This is a genomic window from Pokkaliibacter plantistimulans, assembly GCF_003194385.1.
In the GTDB taxonomy this organism is placed as follows: Bacteria; Pseudomonadota; Gammaproteobacteria; order Pseudomonadales; family Balneatricaceae; genus Pokkaliibacter; species Pokkaliibacter plantistimulans.
This window is the reverse complement of the sequence record NZ_LAPT01000138.1, coordinates 1-20,535: the sequence shown is the minus strand read 5'-3', so window position 1 is coordinate 20,535 and position 20,535 is coordinate 1. Positions and strand designations below refer to the sequence as shown.

Below are 20,535 nucleotides of genomic sequence, written 5' to 3'. Positions count from 1 at the left end.
CAGATTACTCACAGCCCTGATTTTCGGCGCGCTGTCAGCACTGTCCACAAGTGACTGACGGCTGACAGTACGCCCCTGCAACGTTCGGATCGGTTATGGATTTGTTTAAACAACTGCGCTGGTTCTTCCAGGCCCACTGGCGCGCCTATTCGCTGGCGCTGCTGATGCTGGCCGGAGTGGCCGTGCTGAATATGAGTGTGCCGTACATCACGGGCCATACGGTCGATGCGCTGCGCGATGGCACTCTGACTTACGCGCAGTTGTCGCTGCGGGTCGGCACATTGCTGGCGGTGGGGGTGGTGGTTTACCTGTTCCGTTATGGCTGGCGGGTCAAACTCTATGGCTCTTCCTACCGGCTGGGGACCGAACTGCGTCGCCGCTTCTATGAGCGCCTGACCTTTCTCGGCCCGGCGTTCTATCACCGTCACAGCAGTGGCGATCTGATGGCCCGTGCCACCAATGACATTGACGCCATCGAGATGGCCGCCGGTGAAGGGGTGCTGTCCGGCTTCGACGGTCTGCTGACCTTTGTGCTGGTACTGGTGATGATGTTTGCCGTCATCGACTGGCGGCTGGCACTGGTCGCGCTGGTGCCTTTCCCCTTCATGGCCTGGGGTTTCTACCGCATTTCCAAGATCATGCACCGGCATTTCCAGCGCTCGCTGCAGCGTTTTTCCGACCTCAATGACCGTACTCAGGAAGCCATTTCCGGTATCCGGCTGGTCAAGGCCATGGGCCGTGAGCAGCAGGAAAGCCAGGACTTCAATCGCATTGCCAGTGAGGCGGCCAGCGCCAATTTTGCCGTGCAGCGCACCGAGGCCTGGTATGACCCGGTGATCTACCTGTCGATGTCGTCCGCCTTTCTGCTCAGTCTGGGTTTTGGTTCCTGGCTGATCAGCAGGGGTGAGCTGAGCGTCGGCCAGCTCACCAGCTTCACCATGTATCTGGGTCAGCTGATCTGGCCGATGTTTGCCATGGGCTGGCTGATGAACATCATCGAGCGCGGCAGTGCGGCCTACAAGCGTGTCGACAGCCTGCTGCAGGAGCCGGATACCCTCGCTGATCAGGGCCAGCTGCAGGCCCTCAGCGAACCGTCGATCCAGCTGCAGCACCTGCATTTCAGCTATCAGCAGCAGCCGACCCTGAAGGATATTCACCTGCAGGTACCGGCGGGCACCCAGCTCGGTATTGTCGGCCCCACTGGCGCCGGCAAGTCGACCCTGATCCAGCTGATCATGCGCCAGCTGGAAACCACTGCAGGCCAGCTGTCACTGGCCGGGCAGCCCCTGCAGGACTATCGTCTGGACGCGCTGCGCGAGCAGTTTGCCTACGTCCCGCAGGACCCCTTCCTGTTTACCGCCACCATTGCTGAGAACATTGCTCTGGCCCGGCCATCGGCCAGCCGTGAAGAGGTGGAACAGGTGGCCAGACTGGCGGCTATTCATCAGGACATCCTGCGCTTCCCCGATGGTTACGACACGCTGGTGGGCGAGCGCGGGGTGACGCTGTCCGGTGGTCAGCGTCAGCGTATCGCCATTGCCCGTGCGCTGTTGCAGGATGCGCCGATTCTGGTGCTGGACGATGCACTGTCTGCCGTAGACGTGCATACCGAGCAGTCCATTCTCAGTCACCTGCGCAGCGCCCGTCGTGGCCGTACCACCCTGATCATCAGCCACCGTCTGTCGGCAGTGGAAGAAGCGCAACAGATTCTGGTGCTGATCCATGGCGAACAGCGTGAGCTGGGTGATCATCAGGCTCTGCTGGCCCGACAGGGCTGGTACGCGCGGATGTGGAGCTATCAGCAGCTGGAACAGGAGCTGGAGGAGAAGATGGGCGATCATCGCCACCACGACAGTCAGGCCGATGCCGCCGATCTGCTGGAGAGCAGCCAATGAGCCAGCCCACATCTGCCAGCACCAGCCCGTCGCAGGGCGCCTTCAAACTGTTGCTGGGCTACGTCTATCGTGACAAGCCGCTGCTGGTCAAAGCCATCATCCTGCTGATTCTGGCCACCGCAGCCGATGTCAGCGGGCCGATGCTGGCCAAGGTGTTTATCGACAACTACCTCACTCAGGGCCAGTTTGTCTTCTCTGCCATTGCCGGGCTGTTGCTGGCTTATGTGGCCAGCCAGACGCTGGCGGCGGTGCTGCGTTATCAGCAGACCCTGAAATTCAGTGCCATGGCGCTGGAAGCGGTGAAGGACATCCGTGAACGGGTGTTTGCCCGGGTCATGCGCCTGCCACTGTCGTACTTCGACCATGCCGTCACCGGCCAGCTGGTCAGCCGTATTACCAATGACACCGAGGCGATCAAGGATCTGTACGTGCAGTTCCTGTCGACGGTGCTGGGCAATACCATTTCCCTGCTCGGTATTCTGGTGGCCATGGCGCTGCTCGATGTGCACCTGATGCTGATCGCGGTGGCACTGATTCCGGCCGTGCTCGGCATCATCTACGTCTATCAGCGGGTCAGTGGCCCGGCGGTGGAGCATAGCCGCCAGCTGCGCTCGGATATCAATGCCAATCTGGGTGAGTCGATTCAGGGCATGCGCATCATTCAGGCCAGCAACCAGCAGCCGCGTTTCCGTGGCCGCTTCAGCACCACCAATGAAGATCTCTACAGTGCCAAGATGCGCACCGTGCATATCGGCGCGCTGTTGCTGCGGCCCGCCATCGATATGCTCAGCGTGATGATTCTGGCCGGGGTGATCTGGGTGTTTGGTCGCCAGTCCCTGCTCGGTGGCGCCGAGATCGGTGTGCTCTACGCCTTTGTCAGCTATCTCAGCCGCTTTACCGAGCCGCTGATGGAGATCACCCAGCGCTTCAACCTCTATCAGCAGGCGATGGTGGCGGGCGAACGGGTGCAGCGTCTGCTCAATCATGAAGAAGGCAGCTTCGGACAGGTAACGGCGCCGATCCGCCGTGGTCAGATTGATATCGCCCAGCTCAACTTCAGCTACGACAACAAGCATCCGGTGCTGCGCCAGCTCAATGTCAGCATTCGCTCCGGCGAGTGGCTGGCCATCGTCGGTCATACCGGCAGTGGCAAGAGCACACTGCTGAGCCTGCTGCTGGGCTTCTATCCGGTGAAGGACGGCAGCATCCGCATTGATGACGTGGAGCTGGCTGACTACGAGCACGACACCCTGCGCGACGGTGTGGGTCTGATTCCTCAGGAACCCTTTGTGCTGGCAGCCACGGTACGGGACAATATCGACATGAATCGCGGCTTGTCAGCCGAGGCTATCGAGACGGCGGCCCGCGCAGCCCATCTGCATGACACCATTCTGGCCATGCCGGAGGGCTACGACACCCTGCTCGGTGAGCGCGGTGCGCGGCTGTCGACCGGCCAGCGTCAGCAACTGGCCATCGCCCGGGCACTGGCTGCCAAACCGCGCATTCTGCTGCTGGATGAAGCCACCGCCAATATCGACAGTGAAACCGAACAGGTTGTACAGCGCGCGCTGCATGCCCTGCGTGGTCAGGTGACCCTGATCGTGGTGGCGCACCGGCTGTCTACCATCAAGGATGCCGACCGCATTCTGGTGCTGGCGCAGGGGGAGATCATCGAGTCCGGCAGCCATGCCGAGCTGATGCGTCTGCCGGATGGCCGCTATCAGCGCATGTACCGCCTGCAGCAGCAGGGGCGCCAGCTGGAAGAAATGCTGGCGTGACGGGACAGGGCTGGCCGTCACCAGCCTGTTCCTTTTCTTTGCTTCCCTTTCAGCGGCAGGCCACAGACCAGCCACTGGCGCCGGAAAGATTCCGACCTCACTGGTCTTTAACGGAAAGTGAATACTTACCTGTCATTCTGCAGGCTGACCCTGATCCCTCCTCAATGCAGGAAAAAATGTCAACGCGGTTGCGTTGGTCATCATTTGCGGGGATAACCCTTGAGGTCGGAAATATTCTCCTCGGGGGTCAGGGTGAAACTACTGGGTTGGCTGTTGCTGGGTGGAATATTACTGGTGGCGCAGGGCTGCGGAGTGGTCAGTGCGGTGGGTTCCACGGCCAGTCTGGCGGTGGATGTGGTCTCGATTCCGGTCAAGGTAGTCGGCGCCGGTGTCGATGCGGTGGTCGCTGATGACGACGACGATGACTGAACGGCGGTTGCCTGACCGTCGTGGTGACTGCTGATGGCGGGCTTTGCTGCTTCCCATCCCGGTGAAGTGGAGCTGTGCAGTCTGTATCTCGCGGCTGATGCCGTGCCAGCGGTTTCCTGTTCCTGACACCATTGTTCGCCACGCTGATTGGCTTTGCCCTGACCCGGCATCTGCCCGCTGCCTCAACCCTGCTCGGTGGGGTGCTGATCGGTTGTGGCATCTACTGGGCGGCGCGGCGGCCGGTGAGGCAGAACACCGCTGATGTCAGTGCAATAAAGTCAGTGCAGTAAAAAAGCCGCTGCAGTCAGACTGAGCGGCTCAAAGTGCACCAGAGAACTGATCCGGCCGAAGCCATTGGCGGTGCAGCCAGGGTAGGTCGCGACGGGGTTCCCGAATACCCCCGTCGCCTCTGCAAGGTTATTTCTGCTCTTTTACATGGCAGCGCGATAGATCGCCGCGACCTGAGCGTCGGTCAGTTTGCGGGGGTTGGTAAAGCCGCAGACGTCTTTCTGGGCATTGACCACCATGGTTTCGATATCTTCATCCTTCACACCCAGCTCAGCCAGATGCTGGGGAATGCCGACATCTTTGGACAGCGCGACGATGGCGTCGATGGCCTGTTCACCGGCGGCGCGGGCTGACAGTCCTTCCACCTTTTCACCCAGTGCCGCAGCGATGTCAGCAAAGCGTTCCTGACGTGCCATCAGGTTGACGCGGCAGACGTGCGGCAGCAGCAGGGCGTTACAGACTCCATGGGGCAGGTTGTAGAAGCCGCCCAGCTGGTGCGACATGGCATGCACGTGACCAAGGCTGGCGTTGTTGAACGCCATACCGGCCAGGTATTCGGCATAGGCCATCTTGTCGCGGGCTTCGAGGTCGGTACCGCGGGCCACGGCGCGGCGCAGGAACTTGCCGATCAGGCTGATAGCCTGCAGTGCGCAGGCATCGGTGATGGGCGTGGCGGCGGTGGAGACATAGGCCTCGATAGCATGGGTCAGGGCATCCATACCGGTGGCAGCGGTCAGTGCAGGCGGCATATCGACCATCAATTCAGGGTCGTTGATCGCCACGTTGGGCGTGACGCGCCAGTCGACGATGGCCATTTTCACGTGGTTGGAGGTATTGGTGATGATAGTGAAACGGGTCATTTCACTGGCGGTGCCGGCAGTGGTGTTGACCGCGATATAGGGGGGCAGTGCCTTGCTGGCCTTATCCAGACCTTCGTAGTCATGGATGGTGCCGCCGCTGGTGGCGACCAAGCCGATGGCTTTGCAGCAGTCATGGGAGCTGCCGCCACCGAAAGAAATCAGCAGATCGCACTGGTTAGCCTGATAGACCGCCAGACCATCAGCCACATTGGTGTCGGTAGGGTTGGGGACGGTTTCATCGAACACCACCGCGTCGATCCCGGCACTGCCCAGCAGCTCGACCAGCTTGCCGGTGTAACCCAGTGCGGTCATGCCTTTGTCGGTAACCACCAGCGGTTTTTTGCCGCCCAGGGTGTTCACCCGTTCCGGCAGTTTGGAGAAGGAGCCCGGGCCCATCAGTGACACGGTAGGTACGTAGAATTCCTGAATACTCATGACAACCGTTCCTCTTATTTTCGAAATTGAGGTAAGCGCTGACTGCGTAGAAGTCTTACCCGGAGCCCGCTGGCGGAATGCCGTGCGGGTGGTGATGGTTTCAGTGTAAGCAGGGTGAGATTAGAAAGATTTGATCTGCGTCGGTATTCTGCCAGCGAGGGGAATATCCAGTGCTTTGGTTGTAGTTCTTTGTGGTTATAACCCATGTGTGCACTTAAATGCGCACGCAATGAGCAGTATGTGTGCAGCTTTTCTGCACAGGTTAGCCGTATCAGTCAGCGGTGTAGCTGAGCACCTGCTGATGATCGACGGCCAGTCGGATTGGCTGGCCCTGCTGCAACAGCTGATGGGTGAACACCTTGACCAGATGGCCATCGAGGCTGGCTGTCACTTCATAGCGGTCCTCAATGTACAGGCTGCTGATCACTGCGGCCTGCAGCGGGGCATCTTCGGCCAGCCGGAAGGCGCCGCGCGGCACCAGCACCTGCTGCGCCGTACCCTGTGGTTCGCCCATCACTGTGGCAGCGGGCAGGATGTTACCGGCATCCAGAAAACGCGCCGCCCACAGATCAACCGGAGCACGGAACAGCTGCTCCGGTGCACCAAGCTGGTGGCACAGGCCATCCTTCATCAGGGCAATCTGATCCGACAGGATCTGTGCTTCACGGCGGTCGTGGGTGACGTTGATGCAGGTCAGCCCCAGTTGCTTCGACAGCAGACGGATTTCCTGCCCGAGCTCTTCGCGCAGGTTGGCATCCAGATTCGACAGCGGCTCATCAAACAGAATCAGCCCCGGCTTGGCCGCCAGTGCCCTGGCGATGGAGACCCGCTGCTTCTGCCCGCCGGACAGCTTTTCCGGCAACTTGTCAGCATGCTGCTGTAATCGCACCGCGGTCAGCACTTCCCTGACCCGCACGGCAATATCGTGACGGCGGACTCTGGCCATCTGCAGCGGGAAGGCAACGTTGTCGGCTACGCTCATGTGCGGCCACAGGCCGTAATCCTGAAAGACAAAGCCCAGACGCCGTTGCTGCACAGGCAGTTCTACCCCCGCGGCACAGTCGACAAAGGCCCGTTCTCCGGCCTGAATACGGCCCTGATCGGCCTGCTCCAGCCCGGCGATGATACGCAGCAGAGTAGTCTTGCCGCAGCCGGAAGGGCCGAGCAGGGTGAGAAAGCTGCCCTGTTCCACCTCCAGATTGATGTCGCGCAGGATCGCGGTGTGGCCAAAGGCCTTGGACAGATGCTGGATGCTCAGCTGGCTCATGGACGTACTCTCCCCTGCAGGCGCTGACCGCAGACTATGATGCTGCCGGACACCAGAATGGTGACCAGACTCATGGCCATGCCGGCATTGATGGAGCCCTGATCGAACTGGTGGAAGACATAGGTGGCGACGGTTTCCACCCCCGGCGGCGCCAGCATAATGGAGCTGACCAGCTCGCGGGTGGAAATGGCGAAGACGATAAAGCCTGCGGCCAGGGCAACGGGGGCCAGCAGTGGCGCCAGAATACGGCAGATCACGGTCAGCTCGCTGGCACCGGAGATATAGGCGGCGTCATCCAGCGAACGTGGCAACTGACACAGGGCAGCGCTGAGCATGCGGATGGGATAGGGCAGCATTAGGCAGACATAGGCCAGCAGCAGGATCAGTGAGGTGTTGTAGGGAGTCAGCGGCCAGAACCGCTGATTCCAGGTCAGGATCAGGCCGACCGCAATGGCCATGCCGGGGATGGCGTTGGGCAGAATCGACAGAAAATCCAGCAATACGGTGGCGCGGGCTCGCAGGCGTACCACGGCAAAGGCCACCAGCAGGGCGATCAGTACCGTACAGCAGGCGGCCATCAGCGCCAGACTGAGGCTGGTGGACATCGCCGCCCAGGCATCACCGTCGCCGTCAAACAGGCGCAGCAGCGGCTGCAGGCTGAGATTACGCCAGTGCAGCCCGCCGGACAGGGTATTCATCAGGGCGCTGAGGCAGATACTGAGCAGTGGCAGCACCACCGCCAGCATGGCCACCATGGCAAACAGCAGCTGCGTCAGGGTTCTGGCCAGCAGGGAACGGCGCAGCGGCGGCGGGTTCACCACCTGCTGGTCGAGATTGGCGCTGAAGCGTTCGCTGATATGGCGCTGCAGCAGGTAGGCCGCCAGCGCGATGATGATCAGGATCAGCGACAGCACCGAGGCGCCGGGCAGATCGATAGGCCAGTCAGAGAACTTGTCATGAATGGCGGTGACGATGACATGGAAACCAAAGCGGTTGCCGAGAATTTCCGGCGTGCCGAATTCCTCAATACTGAGAATGAACACAATCAGGCAGCTGGAGACCAGACTGGGCAACACCAGCGGCAGATAGATGCAGCTGAATATCTGCCAGGGCTGGGCACCGAACACCCGGGCCACGTCGCCATAGCGATGACCTACCACCCGCAGGGCGTTGCTGGCGGCAAAGTAGATCATCGGAAACAGATGCAGCGCCATCACGCTGACAATCCCGGGAAAGGAATACAGATAAGGTGCCAGATTGAAGCCCAGCAGCTGTTCGCTGAAGCCTTTCACCTGCAGCAGCTGCATCCACGCCATGGAGCCGATATAGGGTGGAATCAGGAAAGGCACCATCAGCAGCGCATCCCACCACCGGCCGCTGCGGTCACTCATGCGATTACGCTGATAGGCCAGCGGCAGGGCCAGCAGGCAGGACAGCAGGGTGACCGCCGCCGACAGCCGCAGCGAGTTGACGGTGGCGCTGAGCAGCTGCCCGTCGGCCAGGGTTGGCAGCAGGGCACTGAACGGCTCGGCCAGCGACCACTCGTTGATATGGGGAAACAGCGCATAGAGCAGGATGGCCAGTACCGGTAAACCGACAATGACCACCAGCAGGACAATGGCCAGCCACAGCAGCGCCGGTGCCAACCACCGGCTGCGCTGTGTCTGCCATTGCGATAAGACCAGCTGAAACATGCCTTACTTCATCATGATTGCAGCGAATTTGGCCTTGGTGGCGGCTGCGCTGGCCGCGGCGGCGGCTTCATTGAAGTCGATGATGCTGAGATCGTTCCAGCCCGGACGCTTGGCCTGAATATCGGTACGCGCAGGCAGAATGAACTCATCGGCCACCCGTTTCTGACCTTCTTCGGACAGGGCGAAGTCGATGAACTGTTTGGCAGCCTCCTGATGCTGCGAGGTCTTGATGATCATCATCGGCCGGGGCGCCAGTACGGTGCCGTCTTTGGGATACACCACTTCGATGCTCTCACCCTTGGCCTTGGCGCCGATCACCAGATAGTCCACCGCACCGAACACCACGCCTTTAGCGCCCTGCAGTACCGGGTTCATGGCGGCGTTGTTGGGGCCGGGAACCAGCGTCTGGTTGGCGGCCAGACCTTCAAACAGCTTCCACGCGGCGGTTTCATCCTTGGCAACCAGACCCTGCACCAGGGTCAGTGAAGAACCTGATTTGGCCGGGTCAGGCATGGTGACCTGATCCTTGTAGGTGGGCTGGGTCAGATCGCTCCAGCGGGTCGGCGCCGGCAGGCCGGATTTGGGGTTGTAGGCGATGGCCAGTGCAGCAGCGCCCTGAGCCACGTAGTTGGGGGTCTGCAGCGCGGCAGGCACGTTGGCGGCGTTGGCGGAGTGGTAGGGCAACAGTTCACCGGCCTGATCCAGGGAAATGGCATCGGCCCAGGCTGCGGAGATGATCACATCCACCTGCGGATTGGCTTTTTCAGCTTCATAACGGGCCATGATCTTGCCCGCGGTGGCTTCAAACAGATCTACCTTGATGCCGGTTTTGGCCTCAAATGCCTTGGCCAGACCAGACGACAGCGGCTTGGGACCGGCGCTGTAGACCACCAGATGATCAGTCGCGAAAGCCGGAGTGGCCAGCACCATGCCCACCGTCAGGGCAGCGAACAGCTTTTTCATTGAAACCCCCAGTTGCAGACCAGCGCGGCGGATAAACCACGGCGCTGGCGGATAAAAGTTGGATCGAACGGAACTGCACAGAGCAGCACGGGCGTGGTGTCACGCTCGTACGAAAGCGGCGATAGTCGGAAATGACTGTGAACAACGCATGACAGTTTGATGATGATTTTGCGTGTTCACTGCTAAAGACGTAGAAAACGCGCAAATTCACTGCGTGATTACGCTATTTCCAGGCAGTCTTGAAGACGTACAAAAACTGAGCATGGCTCGTTTGGATGGCTGGTTTATTTCGCTAATCGTTTGATCTGTATAGAAAAAAACGTCCGCCGAGGCGGACGTTGCGTCAAAGCCCGGCACTATCAGGCCGGACAGAATCAGGCCGGACAGAAGGGAAAGCGGTGCCGTTCTTACAGACCAAAGAACGGCTGCAGCAGACGCGGCACAATACCGCGGAAACGCAGGGGCGCATCGGTGGCGATCAGACAGATGCAATCCTGATCGCGATCGGCGATGGGCTGATGTTCCACCTCGGGGTCGAGATCGGCCACGTCACCGGGGCAGAAGCGGCCGATTTCGTCGGAATAGGAACCACGCAGCACCAGCGTCAGTTCACTGCCGCCGTGGCTGTGCAGCGGCATGCAGGTGCCCGGAGCGATCTTGAACAGCCGCAGGTTGCTGTTGCCAACGTGCATCTTTACCTGCTTCATGCCGGGGCCGAGGGTGCTCCATTTCAGATCGCTGAAGCGCTCGCCGAGCAGATGCTGCAGGGGCGCGGGTAGCAGATCGTCGGCCTCTGCGCTGGTCTCTTTACTGGCTATGGCGGTGGACGCCCTGTGCCCGGCAGCTGGCTCATCGGCTGCAGGTTTATCCAGCGCGTCCAGCATGGCCTGACGATGTTCGGCAGACAGCGACTGCTGGGGCAGATGGCTGAGCAGGTGACCACCGAGGGCATCGGCTTCACTGACCCGCTGACGGCAGCGCGGACAGATCGCCAGATGGCAGGCGACGGTAATCGACAGGGCGGTGGCCAGCCCGCCCGCTGCGTAACTGACCAGAGTGGCATCGTCGGGATGATGATTGGGTTGCAGTGCCAGCGGGTTCTGGCGCCGGATCGGAGTCTTCATGATGGCTCTCCTTTACTGCTGGTGTCTGGATAGCCGTGGGGAGGGTTGCCTTCTGCCTGACCGAGAAACACACGCAGTTTCTGGAACGCCAGACGCAGGCTGGATTTGACGCTGCCCAGAGGAATCTGCAGTTCCTCGGCAATCTCACTGTGGCTTTTGGCCTCGAAGTAGGACTTGTACACCACCTGCGCCTGCATCATCGGCAGCTGCTGGATGGCCTGCTGTACCTTGAGGCCGTCAGCATGGCTGTCACCGCTGGGGCTGTGCGGGTCGATTTCCTCTTCCATATCCAGTTCCGACAGCAGCCAGTTTGGCTGCCGGCGCATGGCATCGATAAACAGGTTACGGGCAATACGAAACAGCCAGGTGCTGAGCGCAGCCTTGTCTGGATTGAACTGATGGGCCTTGCGCCACAGGCTGAGCAGGCTTTCCTGTACCAGTTCTTCGGCCAGTGCCGGTGAGGCGCCGAGGCCATGCAGGTAACTGTTGAGACGGGGGGCAAAGTAATCGTAGATCTGCATAAAGCTGGCTTTGTCGCGCTGCCCGGCCACCGCCGCCATGCAGTGCAGCCAGTGCTGCTGCAGGTTGTCGCTGCCGGACTCGTCTGATGCGGCTAGTGTCATGGTGTACTGTCCTGTATCCCGGCGGTGATCGCCGCACAGTTGCAAGGTCGCGCCACGGCGGCGCACAGCCGCCCCGTCCGCCGGAGCGGGGGTAGCGTGCTGATGGCGAGGCGATAAAAGCCACATGAGCTGAGCCCTGTCACAAGTCGGCAGATAGTTATGCGTATCTGGCCGGGAAACATTGGCGGGACTCTGCACCTGAACCCGATTCGCTGGCGAGATCGTGAACAGGTTCTGCGCGCTGCCTCTGTGCAAAAGCAGCTGTGCTGTCCCAAGTGTAGAGCTATACGCAGAGGTCGCCAAAATGGATCAGCATTAACGTCACCGCATCTGCCAGCGATCTGCCGATCCGCGACGATGCTGATCCATTTGCGCAGGGGGTGCGTAAGAGCGGCAAAAGGAGGGGCGGCCATGATCGACAAGCAACTCAGTATCGCCGTTATAGGTTCAGGCATCAGCGGCCTGAGCTGCGCCTGGCATCTGGCCAGACGCCACAAGGTCACGCTGTTCGAGAAGGACGACCGGTTCGGCGGCCACTCCAATACCGTGCAGGTGACGCAACAAGGTGTCACCACGGCGGTGGATACTGGCTTTATCGTCTACAACGAACGCTGCTATCCCAATCTGGTGGCGCTGTTCGAACAGCTTGGGGTGCCGACCCACGCCACCGACATGTCCTTTGCGGTGTCTCTCGAACAGGGCCAGCTGGAATACGCCGGCACCTCGCTGGGCGGTTTGTTTGCCCAGCGCCGCAACCTGTTACGGCCATCGTTCTGGGGCATGCTCAAAGACATTCTCGATTTCTACCGTGATGCCGACGACTGGCGCCACGAAATTGGCCCGCACGTCACCCTCGGCCAGCTGCTGCAGCAGGGCGGTTATGGCGATGCCTTCCGTGATCAGCATCTGTTACCCATGGGCGCGGCCATCTGGTCGACGCCGATGGCGCAGATGCTCGACTACCCGGCCCTGAGTTTCCTGCGCTTCTGCGATAACCACGGCCTGCTGCAACTGAAGGAGCGGCCACAGTGGTTCAGCGTCTGCGGTGGCAGCCGGGTCTATGTGCAGAAAATCCTTGATGCCATCGGCCCTCATGCGCACTGCAATCGCGGCGTGCGCAGTATCCGCCGGTTGCCGGGCAAGGTGCTGATTCAGGACTGGCAGGGCGATCAGTGGTATTTCGATCAGGTGGTACTGGCCTGCCATGCCGATCAGGCACTGCAGCTGCTGGCAGATCCCGGCTCTGATGAAAAGGATGTGCTGTCGGCGTTCCCCTATCAGCGTAACCGCGCCATTCTGCACAGTGATCTCAGCCTGATGCCGAAGCGCCGCCGGGCTTGGGCCAGCTGGAATTATCTGGGCCACCGCGATGAGCAGGGCGAGCAGCAGGTGGCGGTCAGCTACTGGATGAACCGGCTGCAGCAGCTGGACACCCCCGAGCCGCTGATCGTCACCCTGAATCCGCCACAGCAACCGGCGGTGGATAAAGTGCACGCCAGCTTCCTCTATGACCATCCGCTGTTCGATGTGCGCGCCATCCAGCATCAGCCGCAGCTGTGGGCGATTCAGGGCCAGCGCAACACCTGGTTCTGCGGAGCCTGGTGTGGTTACGGTTTCCATGAAGACGGGCTGCAGTCGGGCCTTGCCGTGGCCGAAGCGCTGACCGGTGTGCGCCGCCCGTGGCTGACCCGCGCTGAGGATAACCGCATTGCCCTGCCCGAAGACTGGCTGCAGCGCCACTGGCAGAGGGCAGCATGATGAACTCCTGCCTGTATCCCGGCACGGTGATGCATCACCGCTTCAAGCCACGCGTACATCGCTTTGTCTACCGGGTGACCGCCTGGCTGTTTGATCTGGATGAGTTGCCCGTGCTTGATCAGCAGCTGACGGGCTTCTCCTACAATGCGCCGAACCTGTTCAGCCTCTGCGATGCCGATCACGGGCTGGAGCCGGGCCAGAGCCTGCGTGACTTTGCCGATGAAATAAATGCCCGGCACGGTCTGCCGCGCCCGGCCCGGGTCGAGCTGCTGTGTTATCCGCGCATCCTCGGCTACGCCTTCAACCCGCTGGCGATCTATTTCTGCTATAACACCGCCGGTCAGCTGCAGGCCACCCTGCATCAGGTCAGCAACACCTTCGGCCAGCGCCATCTGTATGTGATTCCGGCCGAGCCGAGCCGCCAGCAGGGCGTGCGCTACCAGCAGGCCGACAAGGTGTTCTACGTCTCGCCCTTTATCGATATGGACTGTCGCTACCGCTTTCGCATCCTGCCCCCGGCGGAACGGGTGTCGGTAGCCATTCGTCAGACCGACCCGGAAGGGGTGCTGCTGCACGCGGTATTCAGTGCCGAACGCCAGCCCCTCAGCCAGCGCGGTTTGTGGCGACAGTTTCTGGCCATGCCGCTGATGACGGTCAAGGTGATGGCCGCCATCCACTGGGAGGCACTGCGGCTGTGGCTCAAGGGCGTGCGGCTGGTGCCCCGGCCACCGCAGCGCGCTGCGCGTATCACCCTTGGTCGCATGCTGGATGCCTCTGCCACCCTTACCCCTGCCATAAGTTCTGGATTGAAGAAGGAGCTGCCCTGATGTCCGATGTCGTCAAATCGAGCCGCTGGTCACTGTGCAAGGTCGCACCGACCATGACTGCCAGCACAGGTAAACGTCCGTCGTGGATGCTGCGGCGGGTGCTGGAGCGCCTGCAACAGCTGCAGGTCAGCCGTATCAGTCTGAGCTGGCCGGGCGCGGAAGACATCAGTCTGGGTCAGTGCCTGCCTGGGGTGCCGCAACCCCATGTGCGCATCCACCAGCGCCGTGCCGTACAACGCGGGCTGCGTGGCGGGCTGCTGGGCTGGGCCGAAGGCTATATGGCCGGTGACTGGGATTGTGATGATCTGCATGCCCTGACCGACTGGGCCATGGCCAATGAGAAACGGCTGGAGCAGGCGTTTGCCGGCAGCCCCTTCAGTGCCTGGCTGCATCGGCTGCTGCACCGGCTGAATGCCAACAGCCGTCGTGGCAGCCGGCGTAACATCGCCTTCCACTACGATCTGGGCAACGACTTCTACCGGCTGTGGCTGGACCCCACCATGACCTATTCGGCCGCGCTGTTCGCCAGCCCTGAGCAGAGTCTGGAACAGGCACAGCACAACAAGTACCAGACCATTAGCCACATGCTCGGAATAAAGGCCGGTGACCGGGTGCTGGAAATCGGCTGCGGCTGGGGCGGTATGGCGGAGCATCTGCTCAGTCAGCAGGATGTCAGCTGGCACGGCATTACCCTGTCGCAGCAACAGTTGCTGTGGTGCCAGCAGCGGCTGACCGGCTTTGCCGGGCGGGCGTCGGCCAGCCTCACCGATTATCGCGATCTGCCTGACCAGCAATACGACGCCATCGTCTCCATCGAAATGCTCGAAGCGGTCGGCGAAGAGCACTGGCCACAGTACTTCGCCACTCTGCGGCGCTGCCTGAAACCCGGCGGTTATGCCGTGATTCAGGTCATCACCATTGCTGACGAGCGCTTTGCTGCCTATCGCCAGCGTGCCGACTTTATCCAGCGCTATATCTTCCCCGGCGGCATGCTGCCCAGCCCGCAGGCCATGCGCGAGCAGATTGCCGCGGCCGGGCTGCATCTGGTGATGGAAGACGGTTTTGGTGATGACTATGCCCGCACCCTGCGTCACTGGCATCAGGCGTTCAACAGCCAGTGGCCCGCGTTGCAGCAGCAGGGCTTTGATGAACGCTTCCGGCGGATGTGGAACTACTACCTGGCCTACTGCGAAAGCGGTTTCAAAGCCGGTTCCATCGACGTGCGGTTTTATCTGCTGCGCAACGTCTGAGCGCCGTGGGATGAATAGCGGGGAGGGCAGGTCTGATGCGCATGCGTAGGCTGCTGGGGGCGCTTTTGTGCCTGCTGGGAGTGGCTACAGGTCTGCTGCTGAGTGGATGTAACACCATGAAGATCGAAGATTTTGTCGGGCAGACTCCGAAACTGCGGCTGGAGCAGTACTTTTCCGGTCGCACCTATGCCTGGGGTCTGTTTCAGGATCGCTTTGGCAAGGTGCGCAGGCAGTTTCAGGTCACCATCGATGGCCACTGGGATGGCGACGTGCTGACGCTCGATGAACGCTTTCTCTACAACGACGGCCAGCGTGAGCAGCGGGTCTGGTCAATCAGACGGCCGCAGGATGATACCTACACCGGCACCGCGGCCGATGTGATCGGTGAAGCCCGCGGCCATATTGCCGGCAATGCCCTCAACTGGCAGTACCAGATGCAGCTGCCGGTGGATGACAAGGTATGGCATGTGCGCTTCAACGACTGGATGTGGCTGCAGCCGGGCGGGGTGCTGATCAACAAGGCCAAAGTGTCGAAATGGGGTTTCGAGCTGGGCGAGGTGACGCTGTTCTTCAGCAAGCAACCGCCGCTGGGTGAAACGCCGTGAGTCGCCTGCTACTCTGGCTGCTGGTGATGCTGACGGTATCTGGCCCGACGATCTGCGTCGCCGCCACGCCAGCCGCTGCCATGCCCGCTCAGCCTGACTGGCAGCACCTGTACGGCAAGCAACCCCTGCGTTTTACCGTGATGCGCAAGGGGCAGGCCATCGGCAGCTACACCACCCGCTTTGTTGACGACGACGCCGGTGGCTTTCGTGTCGAAGCGCAGATGGCCATTGAGGTGAAGGTACTGCTGTGGGACTACCGCTATCAGTATCAGGCGGAAGAAGTCTGGCAACGCAGTCGCAGCGGCGACGTGCTGGATCAGCTGCAGGTGGCGGTGAACGATGATGGCCAGCCGTTCAGGCTGTCGCTGCAGCGTCAGGGCCAGCAGCTGGTCGGCCGCAGCAGCGATGGCGAGCTGGCTGTCACCCTGCCGATGCTGACCACCCAGCATTACAACGCCGCCGTGCTCAGGCAGTCACAGGTTCTCAATACCCTGACCGGCAAGGTAAACAGGATTAAGGTCGTGGCATTGGGTCAGCAGGTGATCAGTGCACAGGGCCAGCAGAGACAGGCGCAACATTACCGCTATGAGGGCGAGCTGCACGATACCGAGGTCTGGTATGACGGCGAAGGCCGCTGGCTGCGGCTGCGTTTCAGGGGCAAGGACGGTACACCGATTGAGTTTATCTGCCAGCAATGCGGGCTGCCTGAGGCGCAGCAGGCTGATGGCCGCCCGGCTTCCGCGGACCACGCCGGATGAGCAACCATTCCTTGCCCTGGCAGTCTGTGTGGCTGACCGGGGCCAGTCAGGGTATCGGTCTGGCGCTGGCCGAGGCACTGGCACAGCAGGGAGTAACTGTCTGTGCCAGTGCACGCAATGAGGAGGCGCTGCAGGCGCTGGCCAGACGCAGCCGGTTGTGGTCCGGCAAGGTCGTGGCCTATCCGCTGGATATCACTGACAGCAGCGCAGTAGCGGAGACGCTGGTGCAGATCGAGGTCGAACAGGGCCTGCCACAATTGGTGATATTCAATGCCGGCAGCCATCACCCCACCCCGGCGACGCGTTTCCAAAGCGATGAGGTGCGTCAGCTGCTGGAACTGAATGTCATGGGCACCTGCCATTGTCTGGAGGCCATTTTGCCGCGATATATCCAGCACAACACCGGGCACATTGCCGTGGTGGCATCGCTGGCCGGGTATCGTGGTCTGCCGTCGGCAGCCGGTTACGGTGCCAGCAAGGCGGCCCTCAATAACCTGCTGGAGGCACTGGCTATCGATCTCTATCACACCGACATCCGGCTGCAGATTATCAATCCGGGCTTTGTCCGCACGCCGCTGACTGATCGCAATGCCTTCCCCATGCCTTTCCTTATGGAGCCTGAACAGGCGGCAGCGGCGATCATTCACGGATTGCAAAGTGGCCGGGCGGAAATTCGCTTCCCGCGCCGGTTTGCCCTGCTGATGGGGTTGCTGCGGCTGTTGCCAGCGGGCCTGTACCGCTACCTGATCGCCAGAGCGACCGGCTATGACCGGGCCGTCTGACGCGGTGACGGCCCGCCTGTTGCAGCAGGGGCTGGAGCGTTATCTGCAGGTCTTCACCCGGCTGCATCTGGGCCTGCAGGGGCTGGATGACTGCCTGACCGAGCAGGTGGAGTTTCGTGATCCGTTCAATCACGTTCAGGGTCGTGCCGCCGTGCAACGGGTCTTGCAGCACTTTATCGAGCATGTCAGCGAGCCGCGGTTTGTCATCCAGCACTGCGCCTGGAGCGGTTCCCTGTGCTTTGTGCGCTGGGACTTCAGCGGCGTGGTGAAAGGGCTCGGCGACTGGTGCTTTCCGGGCGTCAGCGAGCTGCATTTCGATGAGCAGGGCCGCGTCCTGCGTCATCTTGATCATTGGGATGCCGGTACTCATTTCTACAGCCGCCTGCCGTTGCTGGGCTGGCTCAACCGTACGCTGGTAGCGAGGCTGACAGCCGTTCCTCACCCTCCTTACAAGGCAGATGAATAGCGACAAGGACAGCAGATGAATATCCAGACCTTTGCAGAGCAGTGCGGCGTGTCGGCCCACACCCTGCGTTACTACGAGAAGATCGGCCTGCTGCAGGTACGTCGCAACCGCAGTGGTCATCGCCAGTTTACTGAGCGTGACCGGGACTGGCTGGGGTTTATCAGCCGCCTGAAGCAGACCGGCATGCCGCTGCAGCAGATTTGTCATTACGCCCAGCTGCGAGCCGAAGGTGACAGCACACTGGCAGAACGTCAGGCACTGCTGGAACAGCACGCGGAGGCGGTGGCTGCACGCATTGCCCAGGAACAGCAGCATCTGCTCAGGCTGGAGGAGAAAATCCGCTACTACCAGCAGCTCAGCGCGCCCGCCCCGGCGCGGCGGAAGTGAGATTTGCTCATGTGCAGGTCCGCTAATGGGGAGCAAACAGGGCTCCATGTGGGATGTGCGTGAACAGGGCTCATTATCCCGGCCGCTCTAGACCGCTGTGGTTAGCGTAAATTGGAAAGCTGTCCATAATTTAGTCAATTGTGCATAGAAACGGTCAGCAGATCGTTGGTGTCCAGTCAGTCGCACAGGGCATTTGATGCTGGATGGCGAGAGGGATAAGGATGGGCTGGGCAGAAAATCACGTCGCGAAGATCATTGAGCACTCGCCCAATGCCATCGTCACCGTAGACCGCGCCGGGCGCATCAATGTGGTCAATATTCAGGCCTGTGAGCTGTTCGGCTACCGCCGGGAAGAGCTGCTGGGGCGACCGGTGGAATGTCTGCTGCCGGTATCGCTGGCTGAACACCACGTCAGCCTGCGTGATCGTTATGTGGCCCATGCCACGCCTCGGGCGATGGGCGCCGGGCGCGATCTGCAGGGGCGGCACAAGAGCGGCAGCCTGATCGATGTGGAGGTGGCGCTGGCGCCGCTGCATGACGATAACGGCGAAACCGTCGGCGTCATCGCCACCATCATCGACATCCGCCAGCGGCTGGCCACGGAGCGGCAGCTGGCCCAGCAGGTGCAGAGTCTGCAGCAGGAACAGCAAGCGCTGCAGGCCGCCGAGCACAATCTGGCCAATATCATCGAGCATTCGCCGAACGCCATGATCACGGTGAATGCCGCCGGGCTGATCGATATGGTCAATGCCCAGGCGGCGCGCCTGTTCGGCTATCTGCCGGAGGAGCTGCGCGGGCAGGCGGTGGAATGCCTGCTGCCGGGGCCTTTGCATCAGCATCATGTCAGCCTGCGCGATCACTACATGCAGCACCCGACCCCGCGGGCGATGGGCGCCGGGCGCGATCTCAAAGGCCGTCATCGTAATGGCAGCCTGATTGATGTCGAAGTCGCACTGGCACCGCTGCTGGATGCCAACGGCACCGTCACCAGCGTTATTGCGACCATTATCGATATACGCCAGCGCCTGCAGACCGAGCGGATACTGGCGCGGCAGATTGACGATCTGACCCGCATCAACGAGGAGCTGGATCGCTTTGCCTACGTCGCCTCCCATGATCTCAAGTCGCCGCTCAATGCCATTCAGAAAATCGTCGGCTGGATTGAGGAAGATTGCGCCGAGCTGTTGCCGCGCAGCTCGCAGGAGCATCTGGCGCTGCTCAAGCAGCGTGCCAACCGCCTGATGCGCCTGCTGGACGATCTGCTGGCCTACTCCCGCGCCGGACGCCGCGAGTATGAGGTGGAGCAGATTGAGCTGGCCCATCTGACCACAGAAATTTTTGCCCTGCTTGGCGCGCCTGAAGGGTTCAGCTGCGTCGGTGAGGTGGTCCATCTGCAGCTGCCCCGTGTGCCGTTCGAGACGGTACTGAACAATCTGATCAGCAATGCCATCAAGCATCATGATCAGGGCCACGGCAACATCCGGGTGCGCTGCCAGATTGGTGACGAGCACTATCAGCTGGAAGTCGAAGATGATGGCCCGGGCATTCCGCCGGAGCTGCATCACAAGGCGCTGGCGATGTTCCAGACCCTGCAGCCGCGGGACCGGGTGGAAGGCAGCGGCATGGGGCTGGCGCTGGTGAAGAAGATTGTCGAACACCATCACGGCAGCCTGCGCATCGACTCCGATGGCGGGCGCGGCACCACCATGGTGGTGCAGTGGCCACGACCGGCAGTGCCCGCCGGTAGCGATGATGGGCAACCCTAACAGGCTAAGCCGACAGGTACAGAAAGGAGGAAAAGCTCATGCAGGAGGTGCAGAACCGCGGCGCCAATGTGGTCACTTTGTTGCTGGTGGAGGATGACGATATTGATGCCATGAGCATCCAGCGCAGTTTCGAGAAAGAACGTATTGCCAACCCCATCCTGCGCGCCTGTGATGGACAGGAGGCACTGGAGCTGTTGCAGCGTGGGCTGGTGCCGTCACCCTTCATCATTCTGCTGGATCTGCAGATGCCACGGATGAACGGACTGGAGTTTCTGCAGCTGATCCGGCAGGACCTGGAATTTGGCAGCGCCGTGGTATTTGTCCTGACCACCTCCACCGCCGAGCAGGACATTGCCGCCAGTTACCGCCGTCATATTGCCGGATATTTCGTCAAGGACGAGGCGGCCAACGGATTTCGCGATGTTATCAAACTTCTGGATGGCTACTGGCAGATTGCTGAGTTGCCGATGATCCGGACACCGCGTTAACAGGCTGTTGAAAAACGTTATCGAGGCAGCCGAGACAAGGAAATACCCCGAGGGCACAAGAAACAGGCGAAAAAGCGGAGTTTAGTGGACTA

The 20,535-nt window shown here is 61.0% G+C and carries 20 protein-coding genes; 14 read left to right on the top strand and 6 right to left on the bottom strand.

The features are described 5' to 3' along the window. Positions 1 to 95: 95 nt before the first annotated feature. The 4 genes from WH50_RS23810 to WH50_RS26475 all read left to right on the top strand — a co-directional run bounded on the left by WH50_RS23810 (position 96) and on the right by WH50_RS26475 (position 4,392). The gene (locus WH50_RS23810) at positions 96 to 1,895 is read left to right on the top strand and encodes an ABC transporter ATP-binding protein (RefSeq protein WP_110189729.1); all 1,800 of its coding nucleotides are present in this window, start codon (positions 96 to 98) and stop codon (positions 1,893 to 1,895) included. After that, positions 1,892 to 3,673 carry an ABC transporter ATP-binding protein gene (locus WH50_RS23805; protein ID WP_110189727.1) on the top strand — a complete coding sequence of 594 codons (1,782 nt, stop codon included), beginning with the start codon at positions 1,892 to 1,894 and terminating at the stop codon, positions 3,671 to 3,673. The genes WH50_RS23810 and WH50_RS23805 overlap by 4 nt, the downstream gene beginning before the upstream one ends. A 252-nt stretch (positions 3,674 to 3,925) precedes the next feature. Then, positions 3,926 to 4,102 (top strand): hypothetical protein, encoded by a 177-nt coding sequence (locus WH50_RS23800; protein WP_207780460.1) that lies wholly within the window; start codon positions 3,926 to 3,928, stop codon positions 4,100 to 4,102. Positions 4,103 to 4,233: 131 nt separating this feature from the next. Continuing rightward, on the top strand, positions 4,234 to 4,392 hold the full coding sequence (locus WH50_RS26475) for a hypothetical protein (protein ID WP_165838548.1): 159 nt from the start codon (positions 4,234 to 4,236) through the stop codon (positions 4,390 to 4,392). Between the two features lie 141 nt (positions 4,393 to 4,533). Here the strand turns inward: WH50_RS26475 and WH50_RS23795 are convergent, their stop codons facing one another. The 6 genes from WH50_RS23795 to WH50_RS23770 form a co-directional block, all read right to left on the bottom strand. Further along, positions 4,534 to 5,685 carry an iron-containing alcohol dehydrogenase gene (locus tag WH50_RS23795; RefSeq protein ID WP_110189725.1) on the bottom strand — a complete coding sequence of 384 codons (1,152 nt, stop codon included), beginning with the start codon at positions 5,683 to 5,685 and terminating at the stop codon, positions 4,534 to 4,536. 271 nt (positions 5,686 to 5,956) lie between these two features. After that, positions 5,957 to 6,952: an ABC transporter ATP-binding protein gene (locus tag WH50_RS23790; protein ID WP_110189723.1), complete on the bottom strand. Its 996-nt coding sequence runs from the start codon at positions 6,950 to 6,952 to the stop codon at positions 5,957 to 5,959. Further along, positions 6,949 to 8,646 (bottom strand): ABC transporter permease, encoded by a 1,698-nt coding sequence (locus WH50_RS23785; protein ID WP_110189721.1) that lies wholly within the window; start codon positions 8,644 to 8,646, stop codon positions 6,949 to 6,951. Before WH50_RS23785 ends, WH50_RS23790 begins: the two co-directional genes overlap by 4 nt. A 3-nt stretch (positions 8,647 to 8,649) precedes the next feature. Next, positions 8,650 to 9,609 (bottom strand): extracellular solute-binding protein, encoded by a 960-nt coding sequence (locus tag WH50_RS23780; RefSeq protein WP_207780459.1) that lies wholly within the window; start codon positions 9,607 to 9,609, stop codon positions 8,650 to 8,652. Between the two features lie 407 nt (positions 9,610 to 10,016). After that, positions 10,017 to 10,733 (bottom strand): ChrR family anti-sigma-E factor, encoded by a 717-nt coding sequence (locus WH50_RS23775; protein ID WP_243410257.1) that lies wholly within the window; start codon positions 10,731 to 10,733, stop codon positions 10,017 to 10,019. After that, positions 10,730 to 11,482 carry a sigma-70 family RNA polymerase sigma factor gene (locus WH50_RS23770; protein ID WP_207780458.1) on the bottom strand — a complete coding sequence of 251 codons (753 nt, stop codon included), beginning with the start codon at positions 11,480 to 11,482 and terminating at the stop codon, positions 10,730 to 10,732. The genes WH50_RS23775 and WH50_RS23770 overlap by 4 nt, the downstream gene beginning before the upstream one ends. Positions 11,483 to 11,767: 285 nt before the next feature. Here WH50_RS23770 and WH50_RS23765 point away from each other — a divergent pair, with 285 nt between their 5' ends. From WH50_RS23765 to WH50_RS23720, 10 genes are all read left to right on the top strand, one after another. Then, positions 11,768 to 13,114, top strand: coding sequence for an NAD(P)/FAD-dependent oxidoreductase (locus WH50_RS23765; protein WP_110189717.1), 1,347 nt, complete (start codon positions 11,768 to 11,770; stop codon positions 13,112 to 13,114). Further along, a complete protein-coding gene (locus WH50_RS23760; RefSeq protein WP_110189716.1) occupies positions 13,111 to 13,941 on the top strand; it encodes a DUF1365 domain-containing protein in 831 nt (276 codons plus the stop codon). The genes WH50_RS23765 and WH50_RS23760 overlap by 4 nt, the downstream gene beginning before the upstream one ends. After that, positions 13,941 to 15,191, top strand: a complete 1,251-nt coding sequence (locus tag WH50_RS23755) for an SAM-dependent methyltransferase (protein ID WP_243410255.1) — start codon at positions 13,941 to 13,943, stop codon at positions 15,189 to 15,191. Before WH50_RS23760 ends, WH50_RS23755 begins: the two co-directional genes overlap by 1 nt. A gap of 35 nt (positions 15,192 to 15,226) precedes the next feature. Continuing rightward, a complete protein-coding gene (locus tag WH50_RS23750) occupies positions 15,227 to 15,796 on the top strand; it encodes a DUF3833 domain-containing protein (RefSeq protein WP_243410253.1) in 570 nt (189 codons plus the stop codon). Next, positions 15,793 to 16,554, top strand: coding sequence for a DUF6134 family protein (locus tag WH50_RS23745; protein ID WP_110189714.1), 762 nt, complete (start codon positions 15,793 to 15,795; stop codon positions 16,552 to 16,554). The genes WH50_RS23750 and WH50_RS23745 overlap by 4 nt, the downstream gene beginning before the upstream one ends. Next, complete coding sequence (locus tag WH50_RS23740; RefSeq protein ID WP_110189712.1) at positions 16,551 to 17,336, top strand: SDR family NAD(P)-dependent oxidoreductase; 786 nt, start codon at positions 16,551 to 16,553, stop codon at positions 17,334 to 17,336. The genes WH50_RS23745 and WH50_RS23740 overlap by 4 nt, the downstream gene beginning before the upstream one ends. Further along, complete coding sequence (locus WH50_RS23735) at positions 17,320 to 17,802, top strand: nuclear transport factor 2 family protein (RefSeq protein WP_110189710.1); 483 nt, start codon at positions 17,320 to 17,322, stop codon at positions 17,800 to 17,802. The genes WH50_RS23740 and WH50_RS23735 overlap by 17 nt, the downstream gene beginning before the upstream one ends. 15 nt (positions 17,803 to 17,817) lie before the next feature. Further along, positions 17,818 to 18,189 (top strand): MerR family transcriptional regulator, encoded by a 372-nt coding sequence (locus WH50_RS23730; RefSeq protein ID WP_110189708.1) that lies wholly within the window; start codon positions 17,818 to 17,820, stop codon positions 18,187 to 18,189. Positions 18,190 to 18,410: 221 nt separating this feature from the next. Further along, on the top strand, positions 18,411 to 19,955 hold the full coding sequence (locus tag WH50_RS23725; RefSeq protein WP_165838547.1) for a PAS domain S-box protein: 1,545 nt from the start codon (positions 18,411 to 18,413) through the stop codon (positions 19,953 to 19,955). A gap of 38 nt (positions 19,956 to 19,993) precedes the next feature. Continuing rightward, entirely contained in the window at positions 19,994 to 20,443 is a 450-nt protein-coding gene (locus tag WH50_RS23720) for a response regulator (protein ID WP_110189704.1), read from the top strand. Positions 20,444 to 20,535: the final 92 nt, after the last annotated feature.

Coding starts and splice junctions, on each gene's coding strand:
- WH50_RS23755 (WP_243410255.1), top strand. CDS start 13,941: ATGTCCGATGTCGTCAAATCGAGCCGCTGGTCACTGTGCAAGGTCGCA.
- WH50_RS23795 (WP_110189725.1), bottom strand. CDS start 5,685: ATGAGTATTCAGGAATTCTACGTACCTACCGTGTCACTGATGGGCCCG.
- WH50_RS23735 (WP_110189710.1), top strand. CDS start 17,320: ATGACCGGGCCGTCTGACGCGGTGACGGCCCGCCTGTTGCAGCAGGGG.
- WH50_RS23750 (WP_243410253.1), top strand. CDS start 15,227: ATGCGCATGCGTAGGCTGCTGGGGGCGCTTTTGTGCCTGCTGGGAGTG.
- WH50_RS23725 (WP_165838547.1), top strand. CDS start 18,411: ATGGGCTGGGCAGAAAATCACGTCGCGAAGATCATTGAGCACTCGCCC.
- WH50_RS23720 (WP_110189704.1), top strand. CDS start 19,994: ATGCAGGAGGTGCAGAACCGCGGCGCCAATGTGGTCACTTTGTTGCTG.
- WH50_RS23810 (WP_110189729.1), top strand. CDS start 96: ATGGATTTGTTTAAACAACTGCGCTGGTTCTTCCAGGCCCACTGGCGC.
- WH50_RS23785 (WP_110189721.1), bottom strand. CDS start 8,646: ATGTTTCAGCTGGTCTTATCGCAATGGCAGACACAGCGCAGCCGGTGG.
- WH50_RS23805 (WP_110189727.1), top strand. CDS start 1,892: ATGAGCCAGCCCACATCTGCCAGCACCAGCCCGTCGCAGGGCGCCTTC.
- WH50_RS23790 (WP_110189723.1), bottom strand. CDS start 6,952: ATGAGCCAGCTGAGCATCCAGCATCTGTCCAAGGCCTTTGGCCACACC.
- WH50_RS23765 (WP_110189717.1), top strand. CDS start 11,768: ATGATCGACAAGCAACTCAGTATCGCCGTTATAGGTTCAGGCATCAGC.
- WH50_RS23775 (WP_243410257.1), bottom strand. CDS start 10,733: ATGAAGACTCCGATCCGGCGCCAGAACCCGCTGGCACTGCAACCCAAT.
- WH50_RS23760 (WP_110189716.1), top strand. CDS start 13,111: ATGATGAACTCCTGCCTGTATCCCGGCACGGTGATGCATCACCGCTTC.
- WH50_RS23740 (WP_110189712.1), top strand. CDS start 16,551: ATGAGCAACCATTCCTTGCCCTGGCAGTCTGTGTGGCTGACCGGGGCC.
- WH50_RS23730 (WP_110189708.1), top strand. CDS start 17,818: ATGAATATCCAGACCTTTGCAGAGCAGTGCGGCGTGTCGGCCCACACC.
- WH50_RS23780 (WP_207780459.1), bottom strand. CDS start 9,609: ATGAAAAAGCTGTTCGCTGCCCTGACGGTGGGCATGGTGCTGGCCACT.
- WH50_RS23770 (WP_207780458.1), bottom strand. CDS start 11,482: ATGTGGCTTTTATCGCCTCGCCATCAGCACGCTACCCCCGCTCCGGCG.